We start from the raw sequence: 24,926 nt of genomic DNA, 5'->3' as shown, positions 1-24,926 counted from the left end.
GATCGATAAAGTGGCGAATGCTACTAAAACGCCACTATTGCGTCCATCACCTGCCGCTGAACAGCAGGCGATACCCTCTTCTTTCCCGCAGATGACGCGCTCATGCCTCTAGGCAGGACTTGAAACAACACTTCAGCACGCTATCAGTATGGCTGATAGCGTGCTGAAAAATTGACTCAAGCGAGGCTGAAGTCTTCTTGAATAGTCAGAGAGAAAAGGAATCTACCGTTCCGTTGGAGAGCGCGCTGCGGGGTGGTTCATAACTCCAAAACTGAATGCAGCAAACCGTGGAGCGAGCAAGCTCGCTCCTGCAGGTCTCTTGTGGAGATCAAACCTTCGCAGGGTTCTGCTTTTGCGGATCGATACCGTAGAGCCTGATTGCCTCCGCTACTTTTTCCCGGGGAATTTTCCCGTCATCGGCCAAGGCCTTCAACGCCGCCAGTGCGATGAAGTGACGATCCACTTCGAAAAACCTGCGCAATGACTCACGGGTATCCGATTGGCCGAAACCGTCGGTGCCGAGGGCTACGAAGCGTCGATTGGGTGCGAACGGGCGGATCTGGTCGGCGAATATCTTCATATAGTCAGTCGCGACCACCACCGGCCCCTGTTTGTCCTGCAGGCAACTTTCCACATAACCGATACGCGGCGCGTGCTCGGGATGCAGCAGGTTCCAGCGTTCGGCTTCCTGGCCGTCGCGACGCAGTTCGGTCAGGCTGGTTACGCTCCAGACTTCGCTGCTGACGCCAAAGTCCTGTTCCAGCAACTGCGCCGCCGCGACCACTTCCTGAAGAATCGAACCGCAGCCCATCAGTTGGACATGCTTGCCTTCGACAGGCTTTTCAGGCGCCGAGAGCCGGTACATGCCCTTGAGAATGCCTTGCTCGACACCTTCGGGCATTGCAGGGTGGGCGTAGTTTTCGTTGAGTACGGTGATGTAATAGAAGATGTCTTCGTTTTCGGCATACATCCGCCGCATGCCGTCCTGGATGATCACGGCCAATTCATAGGCGTAGGTCGGGTCGTAGGACACGCAGCAGGGGATGGTCGAGGACAGCACATGGCTGTGGCCGTCGTCATGTTGCAGGCCTTCGCCCATCAGCGTGGTCCTGCCGGAGGTGGCGCCGAGCAGGAAGCCGCGAGCCCGGGCGTCACCGGCGGCCCAGGCGAGGTCGCCGACGCGCTGGAAGCCGAACATCGAATAAAAGATGTAGAAGGGCACCGTCATCACGCCGTGGGTGCTGTAGGACGTACTCGCGGCGATCCATGAAGAAATCCCGCCGGACTCGTTCAGCCCCTCCTGCATGATCTGGCCGTCTCGGGCTTCCTTGTAATAGCTCAACTGGCCGGCGTCTTGCGGCGTATACAGCTGGCCGACATGGGAATGGATACCGATCTGGCGGAACAGGCTTTCCATGCCGAAGGTCCGTGATTCGTCCGGGACAATGGGCACGATCAGCTTGCCGATATTCGGATCCTTCAGCAGTGTGCCGAGGATGCGCACGAACGCCATGGTGGTAGAGATCGCCCGTTCGCCAGTGCCCTTGAGTTGTGTATCCAGCGCCGACAAGGGCGGGACCTGTAATGGCGCCACGGCATTAAAACGGGCCGGGATATAGCCGCCCAACTGGCTGCGCCTGGCTTGCAGGTACAGCGCCTCGACGCTGTCCGCGGCCGGCTTGAGGTAAGGCATGTCGCCCAGCTGGTCATCGCTGAGTTCCAGACCGAACCGATCACGGAACGCCTTGACCGCGTCGTCGCCCATTTTCTTGAGCTGGTGGTTGATGTTCTGGCCTTCACCGGCTTCGCCCATGCCGAAACCCTTCACGGTCTTGGCCAGGATCACGGTCGGCCCGCCGGTGTGGCGCATGGCGGCGGCATAGGCGTTGTGGACTTTTTCCGGGTCGTGGCCGCCGCGAGACAGCTTCCAGATATCGTCGTCGCTCAGGTCGCTGACCAGCTCCAGCAGCTCTGGATACTTGCCGAAGAAGTGCTCGCGCACATAGCCGCCGTTCTGGGATTTGTAGTTCTGATAATCGCCGTCCACGCACTCCATCATCCGCTGGCGCAGCAGGCCGCTCTTGTCTTTATCGAGCAGGGCATCCCAGCCGCTGCCCCAGATCACCTTGATCACATTCCAGCCGGCCGCCCGGTACAGGCTTTCGAATTCCTGGATCACCTTGCTGTTGCCACGCACCGGGCCGTCCAGGCGTTGCAGGTTGCAGTTGACGACAAAGATGATGTTGTCGAGCTTCTCCCGGCCCGCCAGGGAAATCGCCGCCAGGGATTCGGGCTGGTCCATTTCACCATCACCGAGAAACGCCCAGACCTTGCGGCCCTGGTGTTCCTTCAGGCCGCGATCTTCCAGGTAGCGCATGAACCGGGCCTGATACGCGGCCGTGATAGGACCCAGCCCCATGGACACTGTCGGGAACTGCCAGAAGTCAGGCATCAGCCGTGGATGCGGATAGGACGAAACGCCGTCGCGGTCGGTCTCGCGGCGAAAGTTATCCAACTGTTCTTCGCTCAGGCGTCCTTCCAGATAAGCGCGTGCATAGATGCCCGGTGACGAGTGGCCCTGGATGTACACCATGTCACCGGCGAACTGCTCGGTGCGGCCACGGAAAAAATGCTCGAAGCCAACGTCATACAAAACCGCCGCCGACGCGTAGGACGCGATGTGCCCGCCGACGTTCGAATGTTTGCCGGCGCGCAGCACCATGGCCAGCGCGTTCCAGCGGATATAGGCATTGATCCGGCGCTCCACGGCCAGGTCGCCGGGGTAGGGCTGCTGGCGGTCGGCCGGGATGGTATTGACGTAGGGCGTCGTCACGCGCCCGTAGAAATCACCGTGGCGGTTGGCGTCGAAATCAAGCATCTGATCGATCAGGTAGTGGGCACGAGAGCGCCCTTCGATACTCGCCACCGATTCAATGGATTCGAGCCATTCGCGAGTCTCTTGTGGATCCTCGTCGAGAAACATGGATTGTTGTGCCATCGTTGTCGTCTCCTGGACAGTGCAGCAGCACCGAGTCGTTTGGTGCCTGACTAAGGGGCGTGGGTCGACGCCAACCTTCGAGAATTTTGTAGTTGCACTTGCAACTACGTGCGAGAACTTAGCCTGCCGCGCGCTACAATTGCAACTAAATCGATTTCTTGAGAAAGGTGCTGCATGTCATCCAGCGAGCCGGATACCTGGTTCAGATTCGTCAGGGCCCACCGTTGCCTGATCCGCGAAATCGAGCGTCGGCTGGCGGCCGCCGGGCTGCCGGCCTACGCCTGGTACGACGCGTTATGGGGCCTGGAAAGCGGCCCCGACGGCGCCCGGCGGATGAGCGAACTGGCCGATGTCATGGCCATCGAGCGCTACAACCTCACCCGCCTGGTGGACCGCCTGGAGGCGGAAGGCCTGGTCACCCGTAGCCGCGCCAGTGATGACGGCCGAGGTGCGTACGCCGCCATCACCGAGAGCGGGAAAGTGCTGCGCAAGAAAATGTGGAAAATCTACGAAGAGGCGGTGGACGAATTGTTCCTGGCGCAGTTCGACGACGACCAGCAGCGAGTCTTCAGCGAAGCGCTGGAGCGTGCGGCCACAGCGGCGCGCAGCAGTGGTCGGAGGAAATAGGCGCGGGCTGTCATTGCAGCAGGTATCGACTCATCGCTTGCTTGACGCAGGCCTGTTCGATGACGCCCTCCTGAGCCAGCGCCTGCAAGGCCAGCACCACGACCCAGTGTTTATCCACGGCTTGCGCGGAGACTCCGGCCGAATCGGCGCCGAGTGCCACGAACCGTGACGTGACGTGCGCGCCAATCTGATCGGCAACGTGTTGGGCGTAACCCGTCACCGCGACGACCGGGCTGCCCGTTTTGCCCAGGCAATCGAGCAAATGCGACGAGCGCTTCGGCTTCTCGGGATGCAGTCGATTCCAGCGTCGTGCGGTGTCCGCATCACGGGCCAGGCGGGTGTAGCTGGGGCAACTCCACAACTCACTTGCCACTCCCCAGTGTTCAGCCAGCATTTGCGCCGCGTTCGCCACCGACTGCAATGCCAGCCCGGCACCCAGCAAGCGAACCTGGGGCGCCCCGAACTCCGTCTCGATCTCGGTGAGCTTGTACATCCCCTTGAGCGCCTGGCTTGCACTGATGTTGCCAACAGGGCCGAGGAAATCGTTGGGCTCATCGTGAAGCGCCATGTAATAAAAACCGTCTTTGCCCTCCACGTAAAGGCTCTCCAAAGCGGCCAGGGCAATGGCGTGCGCTTCGGCACCGCTGGCCGGGTCGAACGGCAGGCATTGCGGGTTGGCCGCCAGCCAGAGCGGTAACCACGGGTGAGCCCCCTTGGGCCATCGCGAGGGCAGGGTTTCGATGTCGTTACACAAGATTCCACGGTTCGCGGACTCGTTCGACAGCGCGCAAAGTTCGGCCGATGTTGCCGAGCTGGTCAGGTAAAGCAACGGTTTTTCACTGGCACGAGCGTCGGGACTCAGGCGCAGGGGCCAGGCGCTGATGCGGGTGTGACAGTGCTCGACCTGGGGTTGCTTGTTGGCGCGGATCACCCAGACATGCCTGGCTGTTCCAGGGTCCCTTTCGAGGCGATTGGCGATGTCGATCATGGTGTAGAGCGGTGAGGAGAAACCATCCATGTGCAGCGCTGAAAGCGTTCGGATCTTATCGATACAGGCCTGAGCGGCCAGGCGGGTCTCTGGTGTTTTACTGAAGCTGGAAAAGCCGATCATTCCAAAATCTCCGTGCGTTCCGTCGTGCTTGCACCATACGGTACGGCTCAATATGATTGCAAATGCAATGAAATTGACCTGGAATGGAGTTCCTCATGAACGCGGCTTCCCCCATCACGCTGTATACGGCTGATACACCCAACGGGCAGAAAATCAGTATTTTCTTGAAAGAGGCGGGCATCGATTACCAATTGGTGAAGCTCAACCTGGCTGAAGGACGGCAGCATTCACCGGAGTTCCTCGCCATAAATCCCAACGGGAAAATACCCGCCATTGTCGATCACCAAGCTGGGGTTTCGGTTTTCGAATCCGCCGCCATCCTGGGGTATCTGTCGCAGAAGTACGCTTGCCTGCTGCCTGATACCGCTGCCGACCAGCTTGCAGTCCAGCAGTGGCTGTTCTTCCAGGTAGGGGCCATCGGCCCTATGCTCGGCCAGCTCTGGTGGTTCTTGCACGGCAGCACCACGCATAACGAGGAAGCGATCGCGCGTTATCGCAAAGAAGCCTTGCGTCTGTATGGCGTGGTGGACAAGCAATTGGCCGCGCGCAGCTACCTGGCGTGCAACCAGTATTCCATTGCCGATATCGCGGCGTTCCCCTGGCTGCGCACCTCTGAAGAACTGGAACTGGATATCACGCCGTTCCCTCACGTGCTGGGCTGGCTCAAAATGATCGAGTCCCGCCCTGCTGTGCAAGCCGGGCTGGCAGAGTCTCGAGAAACACCTGCAAGTTGATGGCTTGCTGCGCTGGAGCGAGTCGCCTGACCGGCAAGAAAAGGTGACTCCGCCCAGAGTTGAGCAGCCTCAAGTCTTGCTTCGTTCGGATCACCGAGTATGTAGTAGTGATTTGGCTTTACTACGAATTGATACTTGGATTGAATGTTTCCCATCACGCGACAACAGGAAAAACAAGACAATAAGTAACCCATAAAAAAGGGAATTTTTATGAGCAGTCAAGCTGTAAAAGGCCGGCGAGTCATAAATACCGGGTCTGAATTGGATGAAAGACTCAAGAGTACATTTGAGAAATGCCTGCGTCCGTTGGACGGATGCCATTATGCTTACTTTGTCATGTACAAGGGACGAGAGGTAAAGCCGAGGATTTTCTCCAACTACCCCAAACGCTGGCTCGATGTGTACAAGGCCGAGAATTATCATCTTGTCGACCCGGTCATCAAGCACGGTTTGAAGTGCATAGCACCTTTCTTCTGGCATGAAGCGCTTGACTCCAAGGCGACGGATCAAGGCCAGGCGGTATTCGCATCCTCGGAGAAATATCAGATATCCGACGGCTTTACGTTCAACTTGCATGATGCCAATGGCTTGTTCGCTGCCCTGAGCATCAGCAACACCGAGCGGCGTGAGGATTTTGAGCAAACCATGATGCGCAGGGCGGCAGAGATCCAGATGACGCTCATTCAGTTTCAACACAGGTTGACTGATTGTTTTTCCTTGAGCGAGCTGTTTCCCGAGTTGACTGAGGCCGGTCTGTCGGACAGGGAACTTGGCGTATTGAAATGGGTGGTCATGGGCAAGGCCTACAGCGAAATCGCCGCCATTCATGCCATTTCCGTGCGCACCGTGAAATTCCATATGGCGAACATTGTCGACAAGCTTAGCGTTTGCAACGCCAAGCAAGCCGTCTACAAAGCGGTCAGCCTGGGGTTGGTCTGAATCTGGCAGGTCAGCGGCGGTTTTTCGGCAGCGGATACGCCACGACGCTGCCTTGCCTCTATCGTTTGCCTGAGGCTCCAGTCGTTCTCGGGGCGCACCGGCATGTTGAGCAGCAGGACCTTTTCGCCGGGGGAAGCTTCGCCGGTATCCAACACCTCGTAGTGCCAACCCGCTCTTTGGACGATGCGCGACATGGCGTGGCTGACCACCGTTATGATCGAATCCAGGTTCTGCCGGGCAGCATGATCGTGCATGGCCAGAAGCAGCATTTCGGTGAGCGGCACCTGACTCAGTCCCATGGCTCGGGAGCGGGTCTTATCAACAAAAAAACGACTGGACTCGGCGATCGCCTGGTCTTTAGGAAGTTCGCAGTTGAAGAAGTTTCGGAATGGACCTTCGACCATATAAGGATTCAACGTATTGATCAGGCGCAAACTACTCAGGGGGCGGCCCGCGTAAAAACCTACCAGGTAAGTTGCGCAGGCAGTGTCATATTCATCGATCTCCCTGCCAAGGTGAGTGGTGACTCGCCAGTCAAGTCGGTCGGAAAAAACTTCCTTCCTCAAGCCATACAGGTCAGCCAGTAAGTCTTCCGAGGCGTCTGAGTAGTTGATGGCGTGAAAGCTGACCTTGTCCATATGCCCTGCAATGTCCTTGCGTATTTGATATTTGAGCTGTTAGCGCGCGCAGAGCATGGCACATCATTCAAAAAAAGCAGCTGTACCTAGATACAGGCGCAAAAATTAAAGCTGCACCCAAGTACAGTTGTCGGACAATAAAACAATGTTAACTATAGAACAGGGTTTATCCACGGCGCCGTGAGCCAGCCAAGTGGGATAAGCATCTTTAGCACCTATAGGAATAACAACATGAGTGTCATGACCCGTCTGGATGATAAAGAAGATATCACCCAACATGAAATTTCTGCCTTGAAGACACGCTTCAATCTTGCTGACGCCCACACCCATCAGGACCAAAGTGTTACCCAACAGGAGATCGTCAATCGGCTTCCCGAACTCTGGTACCGCGCTCAAGGCCAAAGCCAGTACCAGAGCGAGCAGGAATTCATCCAGGCGTTCTTTACCTTTCATGGCCAGGAGCATGCGCTCAAGCGCCATGATGAAATCTATCTGGTTTACGCAGCCTCGATCGCGATGCACATCACCGCGACCTACCTGCGCAAACGCAACATGAGTGTCGGCTTGATCGAACCATGCTTCGACAACCTGCATGACCTGCTCAAGCACATGGAAGTGCCGTTGACGCCGCTGGACGAAGCCCTTCTGCAATCGTCAACCGATGTCTATGCGAAGCTTCAATTGGCGGCCGTAAATGTCGATGCGATTTTCCTGGTCGATCCCAACAACCCGACCGGTACCAGCATGTTCGCCGAGGGCGCCGACACCTTTGTTGAAGTGGCGCGCTATTGCAAGGACCACGGCAAGCTGCTCATTCTGGACTTCTGCTTCGCGGCGTTTATCAAGGCGGCCGGGGGCAGTCGCGTTGATGCCTATGCCATCCTCGATGACATCGGCACCCAGTACATCATCATGGAAGACACCGGGAAAACCTGGCCGCTACAGGACACCAAATGCGCCACGATCATGTCCAGCCAGGCCATCAACGCTGACATCTACAGCATCGTGACCAGCGTATTGTTGAACGTGTCGCCCTTCATCCTGAATGTCGTGACTCAATACATTCGCGATAGCAGTGATGATGATTTCGAATCGGTGCGTTCGGTACTTGACGTTAACCGCGCTGCCGCCCGACGCCATCTGCAGGGGAGCTTCCTGAATTACCTGACGCCCAAGATCGAAACCAGTGTCGCCTGGTTCGAGATCCTGCATGACGGTGTTACTGCCGATGATTTGCAGGCCTACCTGATGGCGTACGAAGTCTACGTCCTGCCGGGCAAGTACTTTTATTGGAGCCAGCCGCAGGCGGGGCAGAAATATATTCGCCTGGCACTGGCACGCAAGCCCGAGGAGTTCGAACAGGCGGTCGAAACCATCGCACGCGCTTTGGAGAACTATCATGGCTGAAGCTTCCATTGCGGTTATCGACGCTACTGTTTTCATGGGCATGCACCATAGCGACCCTGAGATTCGGGCCAGGTCGCTGGGTTTTTTCGGCGCGTTTTATTCGCATCAGGTGCAGATGAGTTTCGGTCAGATTGGTATCTGTGATGCCATCATCTGGAAAAAAAGCCGGCACTTGCAGGACGTTTATTACCCCTTCATGGATGTCCTCCATACGGACATGGATATCCAGCGTCAGGGCTATTGCAACAAGGTTTTGAAACGCGCCTGCCTGGAGCCTGACTGGGCGCACCTGAGCGTGGAAAAAAAGTTATTGGTGGCTCATGTCGTTGAGCACCAACAACCTTTTTTCACCCATGACGAGTCGCTGCGCGAGGTCAGTTTACTCAAGCCATTCCTGCAGACATTTCCTCCCTCGGTTTCGCAATCCGTATTTCCTGAAAAACTTCAGCGCTTGTATGAGCAGTCCATGGAAATGACCATCGGCCAGGAGGACTTCCAACATGTCGGCTAAGCACATCTATGTACCGTTGATTACGCCCCTCGATGAGCATTCGCATGTCTGCGAAGCCAGCGTGCGCAGGTTGCTGCATAGCTCGCGGCCGTTTGTCGATGGCTACATTCCGTGCCTGACATCCGGTGAAGGCTGGCGGCTTGGAAAGCGCGACTGGCAGCGCATGCTGGAGCTGACGCTGGCGCACGCACAAGATAAAACCGTCATCGCCGGCATTGAACGGGCGACCACCGCCGAAGTCATCGAATATGCGCGGTTGGCGCAAACCCTTGGGGCCCAGGCGGTCATGTTCACTTCGCCTTTCGCTTCAGGCACCAGCCAGCAAGACATGATCGATCACTACCGGGCGGTCCATGACGCCACCTCACTGGATATCTTCATCTACAACGAGTCGGCCCTCTCAGGTAATGAAAAAAGCTTCGACACCTTGCTTGCCATCGCCCAGTTACCGAGAGTCATCGGCATCAAGGATTCACCTTCCCAGCCGCGCGTCCAGAGTGAAATCGAGCGCCTGCGCAACGAGGGGCTGGATTACTTCATCGGTTGGGAAATGCTGTTGGCGAGAGAGCTGGAGTCCGACGGCAATGTCGTGTCGTTGGCCAATCTTGAGCCAGCGCTTTGCCGGCTGGCGATCGGTGCCCGACAAACCATGGTCGGTGGCCTGGTGGCGACGCTCAATGAGCAATTCGAACTGGCTGCGGACGATTGGTACGCCCATGTCAAAAAGGAACTCAAGGCACGCGGCGTCATCAGCACCGACCGTGTCTTCGCAGAGCAGGAGGTCATGGCATGAGCGACCTGCAGAAACAACTGTTCCTGGCGAATCGCGCCTGCATCAAGCAGCTCAAGCCATTGGAAAACCATATCCTGGCCTTCGAGCGTGACTGGATCGAGTCGACCATCGACAAGACGCGGACCGCCAATCCGCCGACTGATCTCGCCACGTTACGCAAGCAACTGGCTGAACTGGTGGAGATGGACCGCAGCGAGGTGCCGCCCAGCGCGGTGTATGTCAGCGAGCATATGAACCTTGAGGAATTCAAGATCCTGGTGCAGGAATTCGCCCTGGATGGCTTGACCGAGGCGCAGGTTTTTTACCACCTCATGCCCCGTCTCAGCCTGGCCGCGCAAATGCCGATGTTACGCATGATGATCGACGAGTTCGGGTCCGGTAACCTCAAACGGTCCCACACCACGTTGTATATCGATCTGCTCAATGAGTTGCAGATGCCCACTGACCTGGCCTTCTACATCGACGTCAACGCGCCGGCCGGTTTCTCGTTTCCCAACATGTTCTGCTGGTTGACGATGAGGGCGGATGATCCGTCGTACTTCGCAGGCGTCATCACCTACTTCGAAACCGTCGTGCCATTCTTTTTTGAATGCTACACGTCGATCTGCTCGCGGTTGCAGATCAAAGCCCACACCTACTATTCCGAGCATGTCCATATTGATGTTTTCCACGCCATTGAAGGCCAGCGGTTGCTCAAAGCGATGGACACGGCGTGCGACCTCGATCCTGTCAAGGCGTGGGAGGGCATCTGCATGGGACGTGACATCACTAACGCCGCGTTTGATGCGGCCGTCGATAAGGCGAGGCGCCAAAAACACTTCGACAAGGAGCGCATGATTGAGCGAGCCATCTGAATTCTATCGTCCGGGCACGTTCGCCGTCGTAATCGACGATCAGCACTTTGAAGTGCCGCATACTTGCCCACACCGCGCCGGATGGCTGGAGCACGGGGTGATCAATCAGCAGCGTAAAAGCATCACCTGCCCCTTGCACTTTTCGGTGTTCAGCCTGGAAACGGGCGAGCAACTCAGTGGGCCGCCCTGTGGGCGCCTTGAGGTCAAGCGCTTGAGTTAGGCACCCGAGTTGACGGTGCGGTATTACTGTCGTTCGCCGCGTCCTCTTGGGGATGCGGCGGTTTCCGTCAAGGTTGGCAGTTGCGCGCCAGCCCACCGATTGCCCATGCCCGGATAGCCCACCCATGATCAAATGGTTCAAGACCCTCACCCGAACGGATGTCATTGCAACACTCGCCTTGGTCGTCTCCATCGCGTCCGCCTACTTCAGCTACCAGCAATACCAGGACGGCATCGCCAGTCGCAAGACACCGATCATTGTCCGTGTCGGTGCTGAACACGACAAAATCTCGTTCTTCAAGCCCCACGCCGACTTCCCGGTACTCTTCAAACAGCGTTACAAGATCATCCTCACCAACAATAGCTTCAATCCGGAAAGCGTCATTGACTGGCGAATATGGGAGCGCCGGGAGGAGGGCGGCGGGCAGTACATCGGCATGAAATCCAAGCTGCTCGATTCCACGGGAACGCCGATGACCTTGCCATTCCTGATCGCTGCGAAAGAAAGCAAAGTGCTCTTCCTCGACGTTGGCCAGAAAGTCACGCCAGAGGCGTGGGCGGCGGTGGGACCCGCGGTGAGTCTCGGAAAAGAACTGGACTGGTTCGACGCAGACAGGATTTTTGCCGACGCGGGTTATCCACAGTTCGGCCAGCTTGCGCCGGGAGAAAGCTCCCGGTATCAGGACCTGCAAGTCAACCGCTGGACCAAGGGCCCCGCGTACCAGGAATTCCAGTTGAACTTCACCAAGGCCGATGGCTACGAAGTGGCTGCGCAGTTATCGCTGAATGTCAGTGATGTTTATCCACAGGGGGAGGCGGTGCGGTAGTGGTGGGCAAAAGCTGATCCGGCATGATTGCCGTTACCCGTGGAGAGGGAGCTTGCTCCCGCTGGGGTGCGCAGCAGCCCCAATGTTATGGCCGTACCCCGATAAACAAGTCGAGATTTTCAGGTAGTGGTTGCTGTATTACGCGTTCTATTTGTCGAACCTGCGCAATGCTTAAGGGCAACTCGCCGACGACCTCGTTCGCCAAGCTCTCCCAGCCCAAAATATCCATGATCGCTGGCTCAAATTTGGAATCCACGTCGAGTTCGAACTGAATAAAATCGTCCTCGTGGTCTTCATTAAAAAAGCCGATAATTTCCAAATCACTCGGTACGTATTTCTTCAATCAATGTTGCAGGAGAGCTGGAAAATATGATCGTGGTCGTAAAATGGTTTGCCGACTAGTGCTTCAATAGCGGCGGCTTGGCTGGGGCTCAGGTCATAACCTTCATCGCCACGCTGCGGCGCCGTCCACCCCATGATTTGTTTCAGTGGTACGTCGCAGTTTTCGGGGAGCTCAACCTCAAAAGCCAAGAACTCGCTCGATCTGTCAAAAGCCTCAACAATGTATTTCAAGGTTCCACCTCGCGTGTATCGTCCGCTTCTTTGGTTTGTTCACCTGTTACGGAATTGAATTCCCCGAGGTGTTTTCCACGTTTATTGTATTTTTCGACTCTCCCATGCTGGCTATCCCATTCGTAAATAGTCCCATCCTTTGTTTTCCATCGCTTCCGCAGGCCACCTCCGCCTTTTATAGGCGTCTTACGGGGGGCGATTATTGCATCAGGAAACGCAATAAGCCCCTTTGGAGGTGGGTAGTATTTATGATCTCCTTGAGCGGGTTTTGAAAGCACCACATAAAGCGACTTCAGCCCCGTATCTGCCGGAAACACCAGAATCCAGTCTTCGGCCGTGATGTCTTCCCCGGGCAGCCCATCAATCTGGCTGTCGACATCCTCCTCTATCGGATGGACGAAGATCGTGTCCAGCTGTTTGCTAATATCCTCCGGATAGTTCAGCGGCGGAAGCGAGCCATGCGGGGTTTGCTGTGGCGTCCAGATGAGGGTGACGTCGTTGAGCTTGGCTTCCATGGCGGTCTGGTCGGCGTTCCAAGTCACCTGTACGGTGCGCACCGAGTCGTCGCCGGATGGGCCGCTGTGGATGCCATATACCTGGAGCACGCCTTCGGCATCGCGGCGCAATTGGAAGCGCACGCGGGTGGTGGCGTGGCTCAGGCGGCGTAGCTGGTCATCGGTGTACAGCGTGCCGTCGTTCATCTTGGCCGGGAGCATGCCCAGGACGAAGACGCTGGCTGGGCCGCCGGCGCCGCGTAGCGCCCAGGTCAGGCGCTGTTGCATGATCCCGCCGCCGGCGATGCGACCCAGCGCCAGGTCAGCGCCAAGGGCCGAGGCAATGGCGGTACTCGCCGAGGGCATGAGCATGGCGCCCGCCACCATGATCCGGCCGAAGTTCGAGGCCGGTTCGCGGATGACGCCGGCGCCTGTCCGGCACCAGTTTTCCGCGCTGCAGGATTTGGCGAACACCAGGTCTTCGCGTGGCTTGGGCTGCGGCCATCGTTCCGGGGGCCTGCGAACCGGTTCAGGTTCCGGTTTCTGGCGTGGCATGGAACCGCCGCTTGAACCGCCGAACGCCATGCTCACCAATAACAAGTCGCCGTTCCTGACGGCCTTGACGATATCGATGCCTCCGTGGAGTCTCGAGTGTATTAGATACTGATCCGGCCCATAGACGGTGAGGCCGTTCATCAGCGCGCTCTCGACCGTAAGCGCGGCAACATCGGCAGCCACGGTCGACTCAAAGCCTTTTTCCTCCCACCTTATCAAGCGCATTGCGTTCCTTTGCGTTTCAAGTAGGCGGGCCATTCTGGTGAGGCGTTCCATGACCAGCAATGCAAGGACCGTTGCGGCATATGTCGGGCCAGTCGCACCGGCGCGCGGGTTCGCGGGTTGCTAGGCAGCACATATCCCCCGTGGCGAGGGAGCTTGCTCCCGCTGGGCTGCGCAGCAGCCCCCTGGCGGTGTGTCAGGAAAAAAAGGTTGGCAGGTTTGCGGCTGCTGCGCAGCCGAGCGGGAGCAAGCTCCCTCGCCACGGGAATAATGTGGTTCAACGGATCACGGTGCGGCAGCGGTGGCTCACTCGAAGCTCAACGCTTCGCAACCCTTGGCCTCGACCATGTCGCTGAATACCGGCAAGCGCGCCACAAACTCCGTCTCGAACGCCAGATACCGATCCTGCGCCGGCACATAACGAATCTCCGGTTTGATCCGCGGCAGGTCCTTGGACGTCAGCTTCAGCACCTGGTTGCTCCGTTGGTTCCAGAACCACGCCAGCGTGTGTGTGCCGAAAGTGTTGGCGCGATAGCTCCAAACCCACCAGTCGCCATGCCCACGCGCGACGTGTAGTTGTCCATGAAACGTGCGCAACGTGATCACCTGTTTGGGCTGGGTGACCAGCAGCCGGGTGTCCTGGCGCAGCTCACTGCCGAAGCCGTCCAGCGTCGCCTGGGTCTTGGCGCCGGTGATGAAGTTGAAGCGCCACGCCAGCAACACTGTCTCCTGATACCCCGGATGCTCGACGTTCTGCCGCGCGCCCTCGCTGAACAGCAGAATCTCGTCACCGCCCAGATGCGCCGTGGCTGGCCGCAGCTTGTAGGCCTCGGCTGGCATCGGTTTGGCGGCGATGGCCCGGTGCGGCGGGTCCAGGTTCCAGACCCAGCAGCGCTTGCCGTTGTGCTGCATGAACAGCAATCGACGAGGGCCGATGGGCAGGATTGTCAGCTCCTCCGAATCCTCGAAGATCACCTCGCTGCTGTCCCCCGTGATCCGCCAGATTCGCGTCAGATGCTCGGGCTGGTAAATGCGCTGACGTTCGAAAATCTCCTCATCCATCACGACACAAGGCTCTTCGAATGCCTGCCATTGCATTTCGGCAGGGCCGAAATCCTTGATGGCATCGCCCCGGAGGACCTCGTATTTGAACCGATCATCCGCACTGTAATCGCCGTGTTTGATCTGGCGCCTCCACAGGCTGCGCTGGGCGTTGGCGTCGATCAGCCGCAGATCGGCGCCGTCCACGCCATCGGCGCGCTGATCGAGCATGTCCTGTTCGGCGGGCGGCCATTGGTTGTAGTCGATCAGGAAGCACAGCCAACGGTCTTCGTCCTGCTCGGTAATCGCGGCCCAGCCGTTGCGGTAGTTGTATGCATGCACATAGGTGGGGCCGGGATAGTCATGGACTTCCTGCAACCACTTGACTTTGCCGCGCATGGGTTTGGCCGGTTTGCGCGCTTTTACCGCAGGTGGCTCGATCAACGTCGCCGTGAACCTCGGCTCCCCGCGAGGGCTTTGCCAATGCTGGGCAAACGCCTCACGCTGATCGGAAGGAAAAATCACCGGCCGATAATCGTCGCCACCGGCATCCAGGTTCCACAAGTCATAACCCTGACCCGCCAACACCGGTGCCAACGCCTCGAAGCAGACCTCGGGCATCTCGTTGGACAGCTCATCCAACAACGCCTCGAATTCCGGGCCGGCAAACACACCGACGTCGGGATAGTAATGCTGCAACAGCCCGAGCAAGTCGCTGCCCGGTGTTTTCCAATCGATATGAACCAATGGATCAAAACGAGCTGCCATCACGCCTGTTTCCTCGTGGTTTCTCTGCGTATCCCAGCTGCACACCACCAACCTCAAGCAAGCCAATAAGCCGATTTTGATTGATTGGTCGGGCACAGACTACTGTGGGAGCGAGCCTGCTCGCGAAAGCGGTGGGTCAGCTTGCAAAGGTGTTGGATGTACCACCGCCTTCGCGAGCAGGCTCGCTCCCACAGGTAGTTCAGTGACTCAAAGCTCCGGAAACTCCCCCAGATAACAAACCGGCGAACTCGAATCCGCCCGCTTCTCCATCTCGTCCTCCAGCCACCGCGCCAACACCACTGCATTATTCTCAACCGGCGACCTGGCCGCATACACCAACGTCAGCGTCCCGTCCCTCGCAATATCCACCAACTTCCACCAATGTTCCGGCCGGGCCGCCAGCTCTCGTCGATACGCCACATCGAACTCGGCAAACGAAACCGTCCCCGCCTTGAACGCCTTGCGCAACTCATGAGAAGGCCCAACTTCTGGCAGCCATGTATCGAATGCCAGCGCATCCTTGCGGCAATTACGCGGCCACAGGCGATCAACCAGAACCCGCACGCCGTCCTCGGCACTGGCGGTTTCGTAGGCGCGCTTGCATCGGATCATCAACGTCTGCCTGTCGAAGTGGGACCGCGTCAGCATAGGTCGCCCACGACGAGGCGACCAGCCTCCTTCCAGCGCACTTTACCCACCCTTTATGAAAAAAAGTTCACTCGACCCCTTCAATCAAAAGCCGCGGGCGCTCAAGCAAAGGTGCGCTCCGCAGGCGGCAGAGATGATGGCGCGGAGCACTGTGGGGATTTTCGAGCCGTCGTCCGTCCGGAGGCGGTTTTCCATTTGATTTGTCGACAGCGAACCGCCTGGTCGTCATGGCACGGCCCGCCGTATTAAGGATGAGTGAACAAAAATGAACAGAGTTTACCGAGTCGTCTGGAATGCCGTGATGGGCGCATGGCAGGTGGCATCCGAGTTGGTCAAGAGCCACGGCAAGGATAAAAGCCGTACCTCGCTCAGCCTCGTCATCGGCGTGGGCGGCGGACTTTTCGCCTCGGTAGCGGCGGCGGGAGCGTTGCCCACCGGAGGGAACATCGTCGCGGGTAACGGCAGCATTCAGCAGAATGGCAACAACATGGCCATTCACCAGGGCAGCGACAAGCTCGCGATCGACTGGCAGGGCTTTTCCGTCGGCAAAGGCAACACCGTCGAATTCGTCCAGCCTGGCAAGGCGTCGGTGGCCTTGAACCGTGTGCTGGGCTCGGATGTGTCGGTAATCCAGGGCGCGCTGAAAGCCAACGGCCAGGTGTTCCTGGTCAACCCCAACGGCGTACTGTTTACCCCTGGCGCACAGGTTGATGTGGGCGGCCTGGTGGCCTCCACGCTCAACTTGAGCACCGAAGATTTCCTCGCTGGCAACTACCGTTTCAGTGGCAACAGTGCCGCCTCGGTGGTCAACCAGGGCAACATCAATGCAGCGCCAGGCGGCACCGTTGCCTTGATCGCCGCAAAAATCGTCAACGAAGGCAATATCACCGCGCACAAGGGCAATGTCCTGCTCGGCGCCGGCAGTGTCGTGACGCTCGACCTGGGCGGGCCGGTGCAACTGGAAGTGAAAGAAGGCGCGCTTCAAGCGTTGATCGAAAACGGCGGCGCCATTCGTGCCGATGCCGGCCGCATCCTGCTGACCGCCCGTGCGGCGGAAACCCTCGCAAGCACCGTCATCAACAACACCGGGTTGATCGAAGCACGCTCCCTGGACATCGGTGAAAACGGCCTGGTCACGCTGATGGGGGACCATGGCGATGTGCAAGTCGCTGGGCGTATCGATGTGTCCTCCGACACCGCCAAGGGCGGCAAGATCGTCGTGACTGGCGAGCGCGTGGCGATCAAGGCAGGCGCCGGGCTCGACGCCACCGGCGCGAAGGGCGGTGGCGAAATCAATGTGGGCGGCAGCTGGCAAGGCAAGGACCCGTCGATCAAACAGGCCAGCCAGACCACCATCGCCGCAGGTGCCGTGCTCGACGCATCGGCCACCGACAACGGCAAGGGCGGTACCGTGGTGGCCTGGTCGGATGTCAAGAAAGCGGGCAGCGTGACCCGCGTGGACGGCACCCTGAAAGCCACCGGCGGCGCGAAGGGCGGCGACGGCGGCAAGATCGAAACCAGCGGTGCGAAGCTGGCGGTGAGCAAGGCGGCCGATGCTTCGGCTAAAAACGGCAAGGGCGGCTTGTGGTTGCTCGACCCGGACAGCGTCACGGTGGGGCCGGGTAACGGAGGGTTGACCGGCGGCGCCAACGGGACAGAAGCCACGGTTGGCTTCAACGCGATCGATACGGCCCTGGCCGGCGGCACCGACGTCGCGATCAAGGCCGACAACAGCATCCATTGGAATGGCGACTACACCCCGTCGAGCATCAGCGGCGAGCGGACGCTGACCCTGCAGTCCGGACACAACGACGGCGGAACCGGCCGCTACGTCTTCGGCAATATTTTCCTCAATGGCGATATCGACGCCAGTGGCGCCGGCAATGGCAACAGCCTCGCGTTGATTCTCAACGGCAAAGTCGCGCTCAACACCGATGTGAGCCTGAAAAGTAATGGCGGCAACGTCGTGTTTGCCGGCGTGGTGGACTCCGACGCGGTGGCCAACAACCGCCAACTGCGCGTCGATGCCGGTTCAGGTTCGATCATCTTCAGTGACATGGTCGGCGGTAACAGCGCGCTGGGCTCGCTATACGCGACCACCAGTGGCGCCGGCAAAACCTATATCAACGGCGCGAAAGTCTTCACCAGCGGCGAGCAGGTCTACACCGGCGCCGTCGAGCTGGGCACTTCGCAGTTCCTGAACGCCGACTTCGAAAACGGCCTGGTCGGCTGGCAGACGTCCATCGCCCAGTTTTTCACCGGCGTCACCGTGGTCGACGGCGTGGTATCGCCAGATGACCCGACGCTCCCGACCACCTCGCCAACCAACGGCAATGCGCCGAGTGTTTCGCCTGGCGACCAGGGCGACATGAACTACAAACCGCTCACCCCGGTTGCCGCCGCTGGCCAGGGCAAGGACGGCGGCGCTGCGCTGCTGCTGGGTACCGAGAACAATTCCAACTGCCTCAACGCGCCCGCCGGTTGCATCATGCGCGGCCCTTCGGTCGTGAGCGAGGGCACGGTTTCGCTGGCGGCAGGGGAAGCGGTCAGTTTTGATTACAAACCGGTCGCTGGTGGCGACACCTACGATGTCTTCGGCTATCTGTTGAACGTAAACACCGGCGAATACCAGATCATCCTGAACGAAACGGGTAACGGTACCGGCGCGGTGAATTGGCAAACCCGCACGGCAACGGCTGATAGGGCTGGCACATACAAGTTCGTCTTCGTTTCCGGCAGCTTCGACCAGACCGCCGGCAAGCAGGTCGGTGGCTCGCTGTACGTCGACAACATCAAGACCAACACCTCGGGCAGCAAGGGCCTGCAGGGCAGTTCGATCACGTTCAACGGCAGCCTCAACAGCACCGATAACAACCTGGCCATCAAGGCGGACGATATCAACTTCAACGGTGGGGTTGGCAGCGTCACCGGCAACGGCAGCATCGCCCTTGAAACCAACACCCCGAGCAAGAACATTGCCGTGGGCGGCAGCACCGGCGATGCCCCCGGAGCGTTGGAGCTGACCGGCACCGACATCGGCGCGCTGAGCGACGGGTTCACTTCCGTCAAGATCGGTGGCGCCGACATGACCGGTGACATCAACGTCATCGAGCAAACCCGCTTCAATGACAGCCTGGTCCTCGATGCCGGTACCGGCAATATCAACATCAATGACCAACTGACCGTGGCGGACGCACCGGGCACCGGTAACGATGACAACAAACCGGCTCCGGTCCTGGCGTTGCAAAGCAATGGCGGCAAGATCGACCAGACCGCTGGCGGCGCCATTGTTGCCGATGGCCTGGTGCTGTTGGGTAACGGTGCCGTCCATGATCTGGACAACGCCGGCAACGACGTCAATACCATCGCCAGCAACACCGGCACGGTCAGCTTTGCCGATGTCGATGACCTGACCGTTGGCGTTGTGACCATTCCCGACAGCCAGACTTCGGCAAACCCGCAAGGCGTACCGGTTGCCGGCATGACCCAGACCGGTGATCTGAACCTTGTCTCCGACACCCTCACCGTCGGCCAGGCCTTGGTCACCCAGGGCGATACGAGCCTGACCGCCGACGAAATCGATCTCGCCGCGAGCGTCGCCGGTGGTGGCAGCCTCACCCTGCAGCAGAAGACCGATGGCCTGGATATCCACCTGGGCGGCAGCGACGATCCGGAAGTCACCGGGCCTAACGATCCGCTGGTGCTGTCCGACGCCGACCTGGCCAATATCCAGGATGGCTTCGACAAGGTCGTCATCGGTAACGACAAGACGCGCAACATCACCGTCGACGATGAAGGCGCGACCTTCAAGGACGACCTGGCCCTGGTCGCCAACGGCGTCCTGGACCTGCTGGGCAATCTGGCGCTCAAGGACCCCGAAGGCAGCGATGAGGACGGCGCCACCGGCAAGGGCCTGACCCTGAGCGTCGACGCGGGCAAAGGCGCGACCCAGGCAACTGGCGCGACCATCACTGCGGACGAACTGGCCTTGCGCGGCGAAGGTGACTTCAACCTGGGCAAGGGCGGGCATGACGTGAGTGTCATCGCCGCCGATGTCGGCAGCCTGAAATTCGCCGGCAACGGCGACCTGACGGTGGGCGTCGTGGACGGTACCGTGGGGATTACCTCCGATGAGGCGGTCACCCTGAAAACCGATCACGACCTGACGCTGGCCAAAGGCATCACCATCGAAAACGGCCCACGGGATGACGCCAACAATGGCGAAACCCGTGCCGACGACATCATCACTCTGGAAGTAGGGGGCAACACCACCCAGTCCAGCGACGTCGGGGCCAAGCTGGATGCCAGTGGCCTGGTGCTGCTGGGCGGCAACTACGAGTTGAACAATTCGGGCAACGTGATCGGCGATATCGCCAGCGAGGCGGGCAAAGTCCGCTTCAACAACAGCGGCGACCTCAAGGTGGGCACGCTGACCGCGACCCATGCCGACGGCACGCAAACCAGCCTCACCGGCGTGAACAACACGGGTGATGTCAGCATCGGCACCCAAGGCAATCTGGCAATCAACGAAGTGCTAGCCACCAGCGGCAACGTGTTCCTCAACGTCGACGGAAAGACCACGCAGGACAGCAACGGCAACATCACTGCCGACGGCCTCGCCCTCAACGGCGGCGACTTCGAGTTGCGCAACAACGGCAACGTGGTCGGTGATATCGCCAGTGAGGCGGGCAAGGTTGCGTTCAACAACACCGGCAACCTGAAGGTCGGCACGCTGACTGAAACCGACGGCAACGGCAACGTGGTCAAGACCACCACCGGCGTGAACAACACTGGCGACGTGAGCATCGGTACCCAAGGTGATCTGGCTATCAACGAAGGGCTCGCCACCAGCGGCAACGTGTTCCTCAACATCGGCGGCAAGACCACCCAGGACGGCAACGGCAGTATCACTGCCGATGGCCTGGCGCTTAACGGCGGCGACTTCGAGTTGCGCAACAACGGCAACGTGGTCGGCGACATCGCCAGTGAGGCGGGCAAGGTTGCGTTTAACAACACCGGCAACCTGAAGGTCGGCACGCTGACTGAAACCGATGGCAACGGCAACGTGGTCAAGACCACCACCGGCGTCAACAACAGCGGTGACGTGAGCATCGGCACCCAAGGCAATCTGGCAATCAACGAAGGGCTCGCCACCAGCGGCAACGTGTTCCTCAACATCGGCGGCAAGACCACCCAGGACGGCAACGGCAACATCACCGCCGACGGCCTGGCCCTCAAGGGTGGTGATTTCGACCTGCGCAATGCCAGCAACTGGGTCGGCGATATCGCCAGCCGAGCGAAGGACGTCAACTTCGTCAACCGCAGCGACGTCACCGTCGGCAGGTTGACCGAGACGGCACTGGACGGCACCCAGTTGGACCAGATCGTCGGCATCGGCAACACCGGCAAGGTCCAGGTCGTAACGACGACCGGCAACATCACCCTGGCCGAGAACGTCAGCACCACCAGTAACGCTTCCGATGCGATCGTGCTCAACGCCGGCCAATCGGCTTCGGCGGGCGTGGCCGCGGGCGGTGATGTGAAGGCTGATGCCGGCGTGACCGTGTCCACCGGCGTTGGTGGTCGGGCGGTGATCTACACCGGCAGCCTTGCCGGTAGCACCCGGATGGTCGATGTGGTCGGCAGTGGCAGCGGCAATTTCCGCTATAACAGCGACGAGCAGCAGAGCAACTTCGGCAGGGCGTTGGGCAACAGCGGCGTGCATGCCGTGTACCGCGAGCAACCGACCCTGGTGGTTTCAACCAACGGTACGACCACCCAGACCAAGGTGTTCGACGGCAGCACCACCTTCGACGGCGGCGGTATCGGCGGTTATGACGCCAACGGTCTGTGGAACGGCGACACCAAGCAGATGCTCGGCAACCCGCTGTACTCGGTGGGGACTTCCGGCCCAGGCTCGCACCTGATCAACATCGGTGGGCTGGCAGACCTGGGTTACCTGATCGTCAGCAACCCGGCCAACGCTAACCTCACCGTGACCTCGTCCATTGACTATGAGGCCGTCCGGCAGAGCGTCGCCGATGCAACTCGCGTTGGCGCGCAGCAGAACTCGCCGCATGCCCCGGAGCTCGATCCGGCCCAGCCGAAACCGGCTGACTGGTCTGACTACGGCGTCGAGGACGGCGGTCTCCTGCTGGTGGACCAGGGCGGCACTCGGGCGAACGGCAATGCGGGCGACAGCGATTCGGCCGCCCAGGCCGAGGACACCGCCAGCGAGCGGGAACTGGCCGGGAACGTCTGCTCCGACGGCGGGGTATCCGCCGGCGGCGCGTGTGCGGCCTATCCGCCGCAGACCGTGTTCGTCGTACGCGGCGGTGTGCGCTTGCCAAGCCTGGCCATGCGTCCCTGAACCCTGACATCCACCTTTTCATTTGAAGGAGCCCCCTGGCCACGTCCGCGGACGTGGTCATGGGCTCAGGCAAGCCGAATTTTTCGAGATTGATCCAATGCATAACAAACTGATGTCCTGCGCCGCCGGTCTGGCGTTGTTGTCCACTTCCCCGGCCTGGGCGGCGACCCTGCCGGCACGCTCGATCCCCGACGCCGGTCGCATCCTGCAGGAACTGCCGATTCCGCAGCAGGAGCTGCCGCAAAGCATTCGCCTGGATGTCGAGGCGCCACAGCCGACGCAGGAAAAAGTCGGCGGCGCCAAAGTCCAGCTCAACGCCGTGCGCTTCACCGACAACACCCGCATCGACGAGGCCAGCCTGCAACGCGTCGTTGCCCCGGCCATCGGTCAGGCCCTTGATCTGGATGCGCTGCGCGAAGTGGCCCGGCAGGTCACGCTTTACTACCGCGAGCAAGGCTACCCCTTCGCCCGCGCCTACCTGCCGGCACAACGCATGGAAAAAGGCGAGCTGACCATCGCCGTGATCGAGGGCCGCTATGGCAAAGTCACCGCCGTCAACGACGATGCAAAACTGGCCGCCCAGGCGCAGCCGTTCCTGGATGACTTGCAGCCGGGCGACGTGATCGAGCGTGAGCGCCTGGAGCGCAGCATATTGGTGCTCTCCGACTTGCCGGGCGTGGCTGTTCGTCCGGTCATCCGTCCGGGTGAAGCGCTCGGCACCGGTGACCTTAATGCCCAGGTGAGCAAAACCGAGGCCTTCGAGGGCAAGGCCACGCTGGACAACCACGGCAACCGTTATTCGGGGCGCAATCGCCTGACGGTACAAGGCGACTGGAACAGCCCGCTGATGTTGGGCGATCGCCTCAGCGCCGCGGTGATGGCCACTGATGAAGACCTGTATTTCGGCAGCCTCGGCTACTCGATGCCACTGGGCACTTCTGGCCTGCGTGGCAACATCGGTTACGCCCAGAGCTCTTATGACCTGGGTGCCGAATTCGCCGACCTGGGTGCGACCGGTACTGCCGAAGTCAGCAGCGTCGGCCTGAGCTATCCACTGCTGCGCAGCAACCAGGCGAACCTCATGCTGGCCGGGCAGTACCAGCACAAGGACCTTGAAGACAAATACGAAGTGCTCGGCCTGAGCTTTGAAAAAAGCAGCAACTCGCTGCCCATCAGCTTGCAGTTTGACGTCAGGGACACTTTGTTCGGCGGCGGCATCACCTACGGCGGCGCGACGCTGACCTACGGTGACCTGAAGCTGGATTCGGCGCTGCGCGAAGGCGACCGTCAGACCGCCCAGACCGAAGGCGACTTCAGCAAAGTGAATGTCGACCTCGCCCGCCTGCAAGCGCTGCCAGCCAACTTCACGCTCTTCGCCCGTTTCCTCGGCCAGTGGAGCAACGACAACCTCGACTCCTCCGAAGATTTCAGCCTCGGCGGCATCGATGGCGTACGCGCTTATCCACAAAGCGAAGGCTCGGGCGACGAAGGCATGCTGACTCAAATCGAGCTTCGCTACCCGATCGACAAGCTCACGCCTTACCTGTTCTGGGACGCCGGCAAGGTGCGCATCAACCACAACGAGTGGGCCGATGAGGAAAACACCCGCAGCATCTCCGGCGGCGGTGTCGGCTTGCGCGCTCAATACGGCCAGCTGTCGTTCGACGCAACGGTCGCGTGGCGCCACTCCGGCGGCGAAGCGCAAAGCGATACACGCCAGGAAAACCCGCAACTGCTCGCTCAGATCGGCTACTCGTTCTGATTGCATAAGCCCCCGTGGCGAGGGAGCTTGCTCCCGCTGGGCTGCGAAGCGGCCCCTGAACCAGGCACCTCGGTGTGTCAGGAAAATCGGGTTTGCTGCTTTGGGGCTGCTGTGCAGCCCAGCGGGAGCAAGCTCCCTCGCCACGGGTTGAGCGAACAGCATCAACTGCGTCGGCCATCTCGCCTGTTGGATTCAATCAAAACTCGCCTGGGCTGATGTCCAGGCGCAGCCAATCGTGCTTGCCATCCCTCCACCGGATCTGAAATAGAAACCGAATCCCTGTGGGAGCGGGCCTGCCCGCGAATCGACGGTGGCAACACTGTTCATTCAAGTATTCACACTAACCCCGTGGCGAGGGAGCTTGCTCCCGCTGGGCTGCGAAGCGGCCCCTGAACCAGGCACCTCGGTGTGTCAGGAAAATTAGGCTTGCTGCTTTGGGCTGCTGCGCAGCCCAGCGGGAGCAAGCTCCCTCGCCACGGGTTGAGTGAACGGCATCAACTGCGTCGGCCATCTCGCCTGTTGGCTTCAACCAAAACTCGCGTGGGCTGATGTCCAGGCGCAGCCAATCGTGCTTGCCATCCCTCCACCGGATCTGAAAAAGAAACCGAATCCCTGTGGGAGCGGGCCTGCCCGCGAATCGGCGGTGGTAACACCGTTCATTCAAGGATTCACACTAACCCCGTGGCGAGGGAGCTTGCTCCCGTTGGGCTGCGAAGCGGCCCCTGAACCAGGCACCTCGGTGTGTCAGGAAAATCGGGTTTGCTGCTTTGGGGCTGCTGCGCAGCCCAGCGGGAGCAAGCTCCCTTGCCACGGGTTGAGTGAACAGCATCAACTG

General features: G+C 59.7%; 19 protein-coding genes. 11 read left to right on the top strand and 8 right to left on the bottom strand.

Annotated features, from left to right (window positions below; genetic code table 11):
• Positions 1-328: 328 nt before the first annotated feature.
• The gene (gene aceE / locus M1E16_RS22650; protein ID WP_458128430.1) at positions 329-2,998 is read right to left on the bottom strand and encodes a pyruvate dehydrogenase (acetyl-transferring), homodimeric type; all 2,670 of its coding nucleotides are present in this window, start codon (positions 2,996-2,998) and stop codon (positions 329-331) included.
• Positions 2,999-3,172: 174 nt separating this feature from the next.
• Between aceE and M1E16_RS22645 the strand changes: the two genes are divergently transcribed.
• Positions 3,173-3,625, top strand: a complete 453-nt coding sequence (locus M1E16_RS22645; RefSeq protein WP_434655787.1) for a MarR family winged helix-turn-helix transcriptional regulator — start codon at positions 3,173-3,175, stop codon at positions 3,623-3,625.
• A gap of 10 nt (positions 3,626-3,635) precedes the next feature.
• Here M1E16_RS22645 and M1E16_RS22640 read toward each other — a convergent pair whose 3' ends face one another.
• Positions 3,636-4,736, bottom strand: a complete 1,101-nt coding sequence (locus M1E16_RS22640; protein ID WP_434655790.1) for a transketolase-like TK C-terminal-containing protein — start codon at positions 4,734-4,736, stop codon at positions 3,636-3,638.
• A gap of 95 nt (positions 4,737-4,831) precedes the next feature.
• Here M1E16_RS22640 and M1E16_RS22635 point away from each other — a divergent pair, with 95 nt between their 5' ends.
• Both M1E16_RS22635 and M1E16_RS22630 read left to right on the top strand, forming a co-directional pair.
• Positions 4,832-5,470: a glutathione S-transferase family protein gene (locus M1E16_RS22635; protein WP_458128429.1), complete on the top strand. Its 639-nt coding sequence runs from the start codon at positions 4,832-4,834 to the stop codon at positions 5,468-5,470.
• A 210-nt stretch (positions 5,471-5,680) separates the two neighbouring features.
• Entirely contained in the window at positions 5,681-6,409 is a 729-nt protein-coding gene (locus M1E16_RS22630) for a helix-turn-helix transcriptional regulator (protein WP_434655795.1), read from the top strand.
• Here M1E16_RS22630 and M1E16_RS22625 read toward each other — a convergent pair.
• Positions 6,379-7,047, bottom strand: a complete 669-nt coding sequence (locus M1E16_RS22625; protein ID WP_434655798.1) for an acyl-homoserine-lactone synthase — start codon at positions 7,045-7,047, stop codon at positions 6,379-6,381. The two genes, M1E16_RS22630 and M1E16_RS22625, sit on opposite strands and share 31 nt — an antisense overlap.
• Positions 7,048-7,278: 231 nt before the next feature.
• On the opposite strand from M1E16_RS22625, the gene M1E16_RS22620 reads away from it, so the two are divergent.
• The 6 genes from M1E16_RS22620 (at position 7,279) to M1E16_RS22595 (ending at position 11,658) form a co-directional block, all read left to right on the top strand.
• Positions 7,279-8,454, top strand: a complete 1,176-nt coding sequence (locus M1E16_RS22620; protein ID WP_434655801.1) for a pyridoxal phosphate-dependent aminotransferase — start codon at positions 7,279-7,281, stop codon at positions 8,452-8,454.
• Positions 8,447-8,965, top strand: coding sequence for a DUF6190 family protein (locus M1E16_RS22615; RefSeq protein WP_434655803.1), 519 nt, complete (start codon positions 8,447-8,449; stop codon positions 8,963-8,965). The genes M1E16_RS22620 and M1E16_RS22615 overlap by 8 nt, the downstream gene beginning before the upstream one ends.
• The gene (locus M1E16_RS22610) at positions 8,955-9,758 is read left to right on the top strand and encodes a dihydrodipicolinate synthase family protein (RefSeq protein ID WP_434655806.1); all 804 of its coding nucleotides are present in this window, start codon (positions 8,955-8,957) and stop codon (positions 9,756-9,758) included. Before M1E16_RS22615 ends, M1E16_RS22610 begins: the two co-directional genes overlap by 11 nt.
• On the top strand, positions 9,755-10,612 hold the full coding sequence (locus M1E16_RS22605) for an iron-containing redox enzyme family protein (protein WP_458128428.1): 858 nt from the start codon (positions 9,755-9,757) through the stop codon (positions 10,610-10,612). Before M1E16_RS22610 ends, M1E16_RS22605 begins: the two co-directional genes overlap by 4 nt.
• On the top strand, positions 10,596-10,832 hold the full coding sequence (locus M1E16_RS22600) for a Rieske (2Fe-2S) protein (protein WP_305498941.1): 237 nt from the start codon (positions 10,596-10,598) through the stop codon (positions 10,830-10,832). The genes M1E16_RS22605 and M1E16_RS22600 overlap by 17 nt, the downstream gene beginning before the upstream one ends.
• A 124-nt stretch (positions 10,833-10,956) precedes the next feature.
• Positions 10,957-11,658, top strand: coding sequence for a hypothetical protein (locus tag M1E16_RS22595; RefSeq protein WP_458128427.1), 702 nt, complete (start codon positions 10,957-10,959; stop codon positions 11,656-11,658).
• A gap of 85 nt (positions 11,659-11,743) precedes the next feature.
• Here the strand turns inward: M1E16_RS22595 and M1E16_RS22590 are convergent, their stop codons facing one another.
• From M1E16_RS22590 to M1E16_RS22570, 5 genes are all read right to left on the bottom strand, one after another.
• Complete coding sequence (locus tag M1E16_RS22590; protein WP_458128426.1) at positions 11,744-12,001, bottom strand: pyocin S6 family toxin immunity protein; 258 nt, start codon at positions 11,999-12,001, stop codon at positions 11,744-11,746.
• The gene (locus tag M1E16_RS22585) at positions 11,998-12,231 is read right to left on the bottom strand and encodes a DUF7683 domain-containing protein (protein ID WP_434655821.1); all 234 of its coding nucleotides are present in this window, start codon (positions 12,229-12,231) and stop codon (positions 11,998-12,000) included. Before M1E16_RS22585 ends, M1E16_RS22590 begins: the two co-directional genes overlap by 4 nt.
• Positions 12,228-13,505 carry a colicin E3/pyocin S6 family cytotoxin gene (locus M1E16_RS22580; protein WP_458128425.1) on the bottom strand — a complete coding sequence of 426 codons (1,278 nt, stop codon included), beginning with the start codon at positions 13,503-13,505 and terminating at the stop codon, positions 12,228-12,230. Before M1E16_RS22580 ends, M1E16_RS22585 begins: the two co-directional genes overlap by 4 nt.
• 303 nt (positions 13,506-13,808) lie before the next feature.
• Positions 13,809-15,311, bottom strand: a complete 1,503-nt coding sequence (locus tag M1E16_RS22575) for a hypothetical protein (protein WP_458128424.1) — start codon at positions 15,309-15,311, stop codon at positions 13,809-13,811.
• 207 nt (positions 15,312-15,518) lie between these two features.
• A complete protein-coding gene (locus M1E16_RS22570; RefSeq protein WP_458128423.1) occupies positions 15,519-15,923 on the bottom strand; it encodes a DUF488 domain-containing protein in 405 nt (134 codons plus the stop codon).
• Positions 15,924-16,224: 301 nt separating this feature from the next.
• Between M1E16_RS22570 and M1E16_RS22565 the strand changes: the two genes are divergently transcribed.
• Both M1E16_RS22565 and M1E16_RS22560 read left to right on the top strand, forming a co-directional pair.
• The gene (locus M1E16_RS22565; protein WP_458128422.1) at positions 16,225-22,329 is read left to right on the top strand and encodes a two-partner secretion domain-containing protein; all 6,105 of its coding nucleotides are present in this window, start codon (positions 16,225-16,227) and stop codon (positions 22,327-22,329) included.
• 97 nt (positions 22,330-22,426) lie between these two features.
• The gene (locus M1E16_RS22560; RefSeq protein WP_458128421.1) at positions 22,427-24,091 is read left to right on the top strand and encodes a ShlB/FhaC/HecB family hemolysin secretion/activation protein; all 1,665 of its coding nucleotides are present in this window, start codon (positions 22,427-22,429) and stop codon (positions 24,089-24,091) included.
• Positions 24,092-24,926: the final 835 nt, after the last annotated feature.

This window comes from Pseudomonas sp. Z2-11, assembly GCF_054161305.1.
This window is presented reverse-complemented; position numbering and strand designations above follow the sequence as displayed.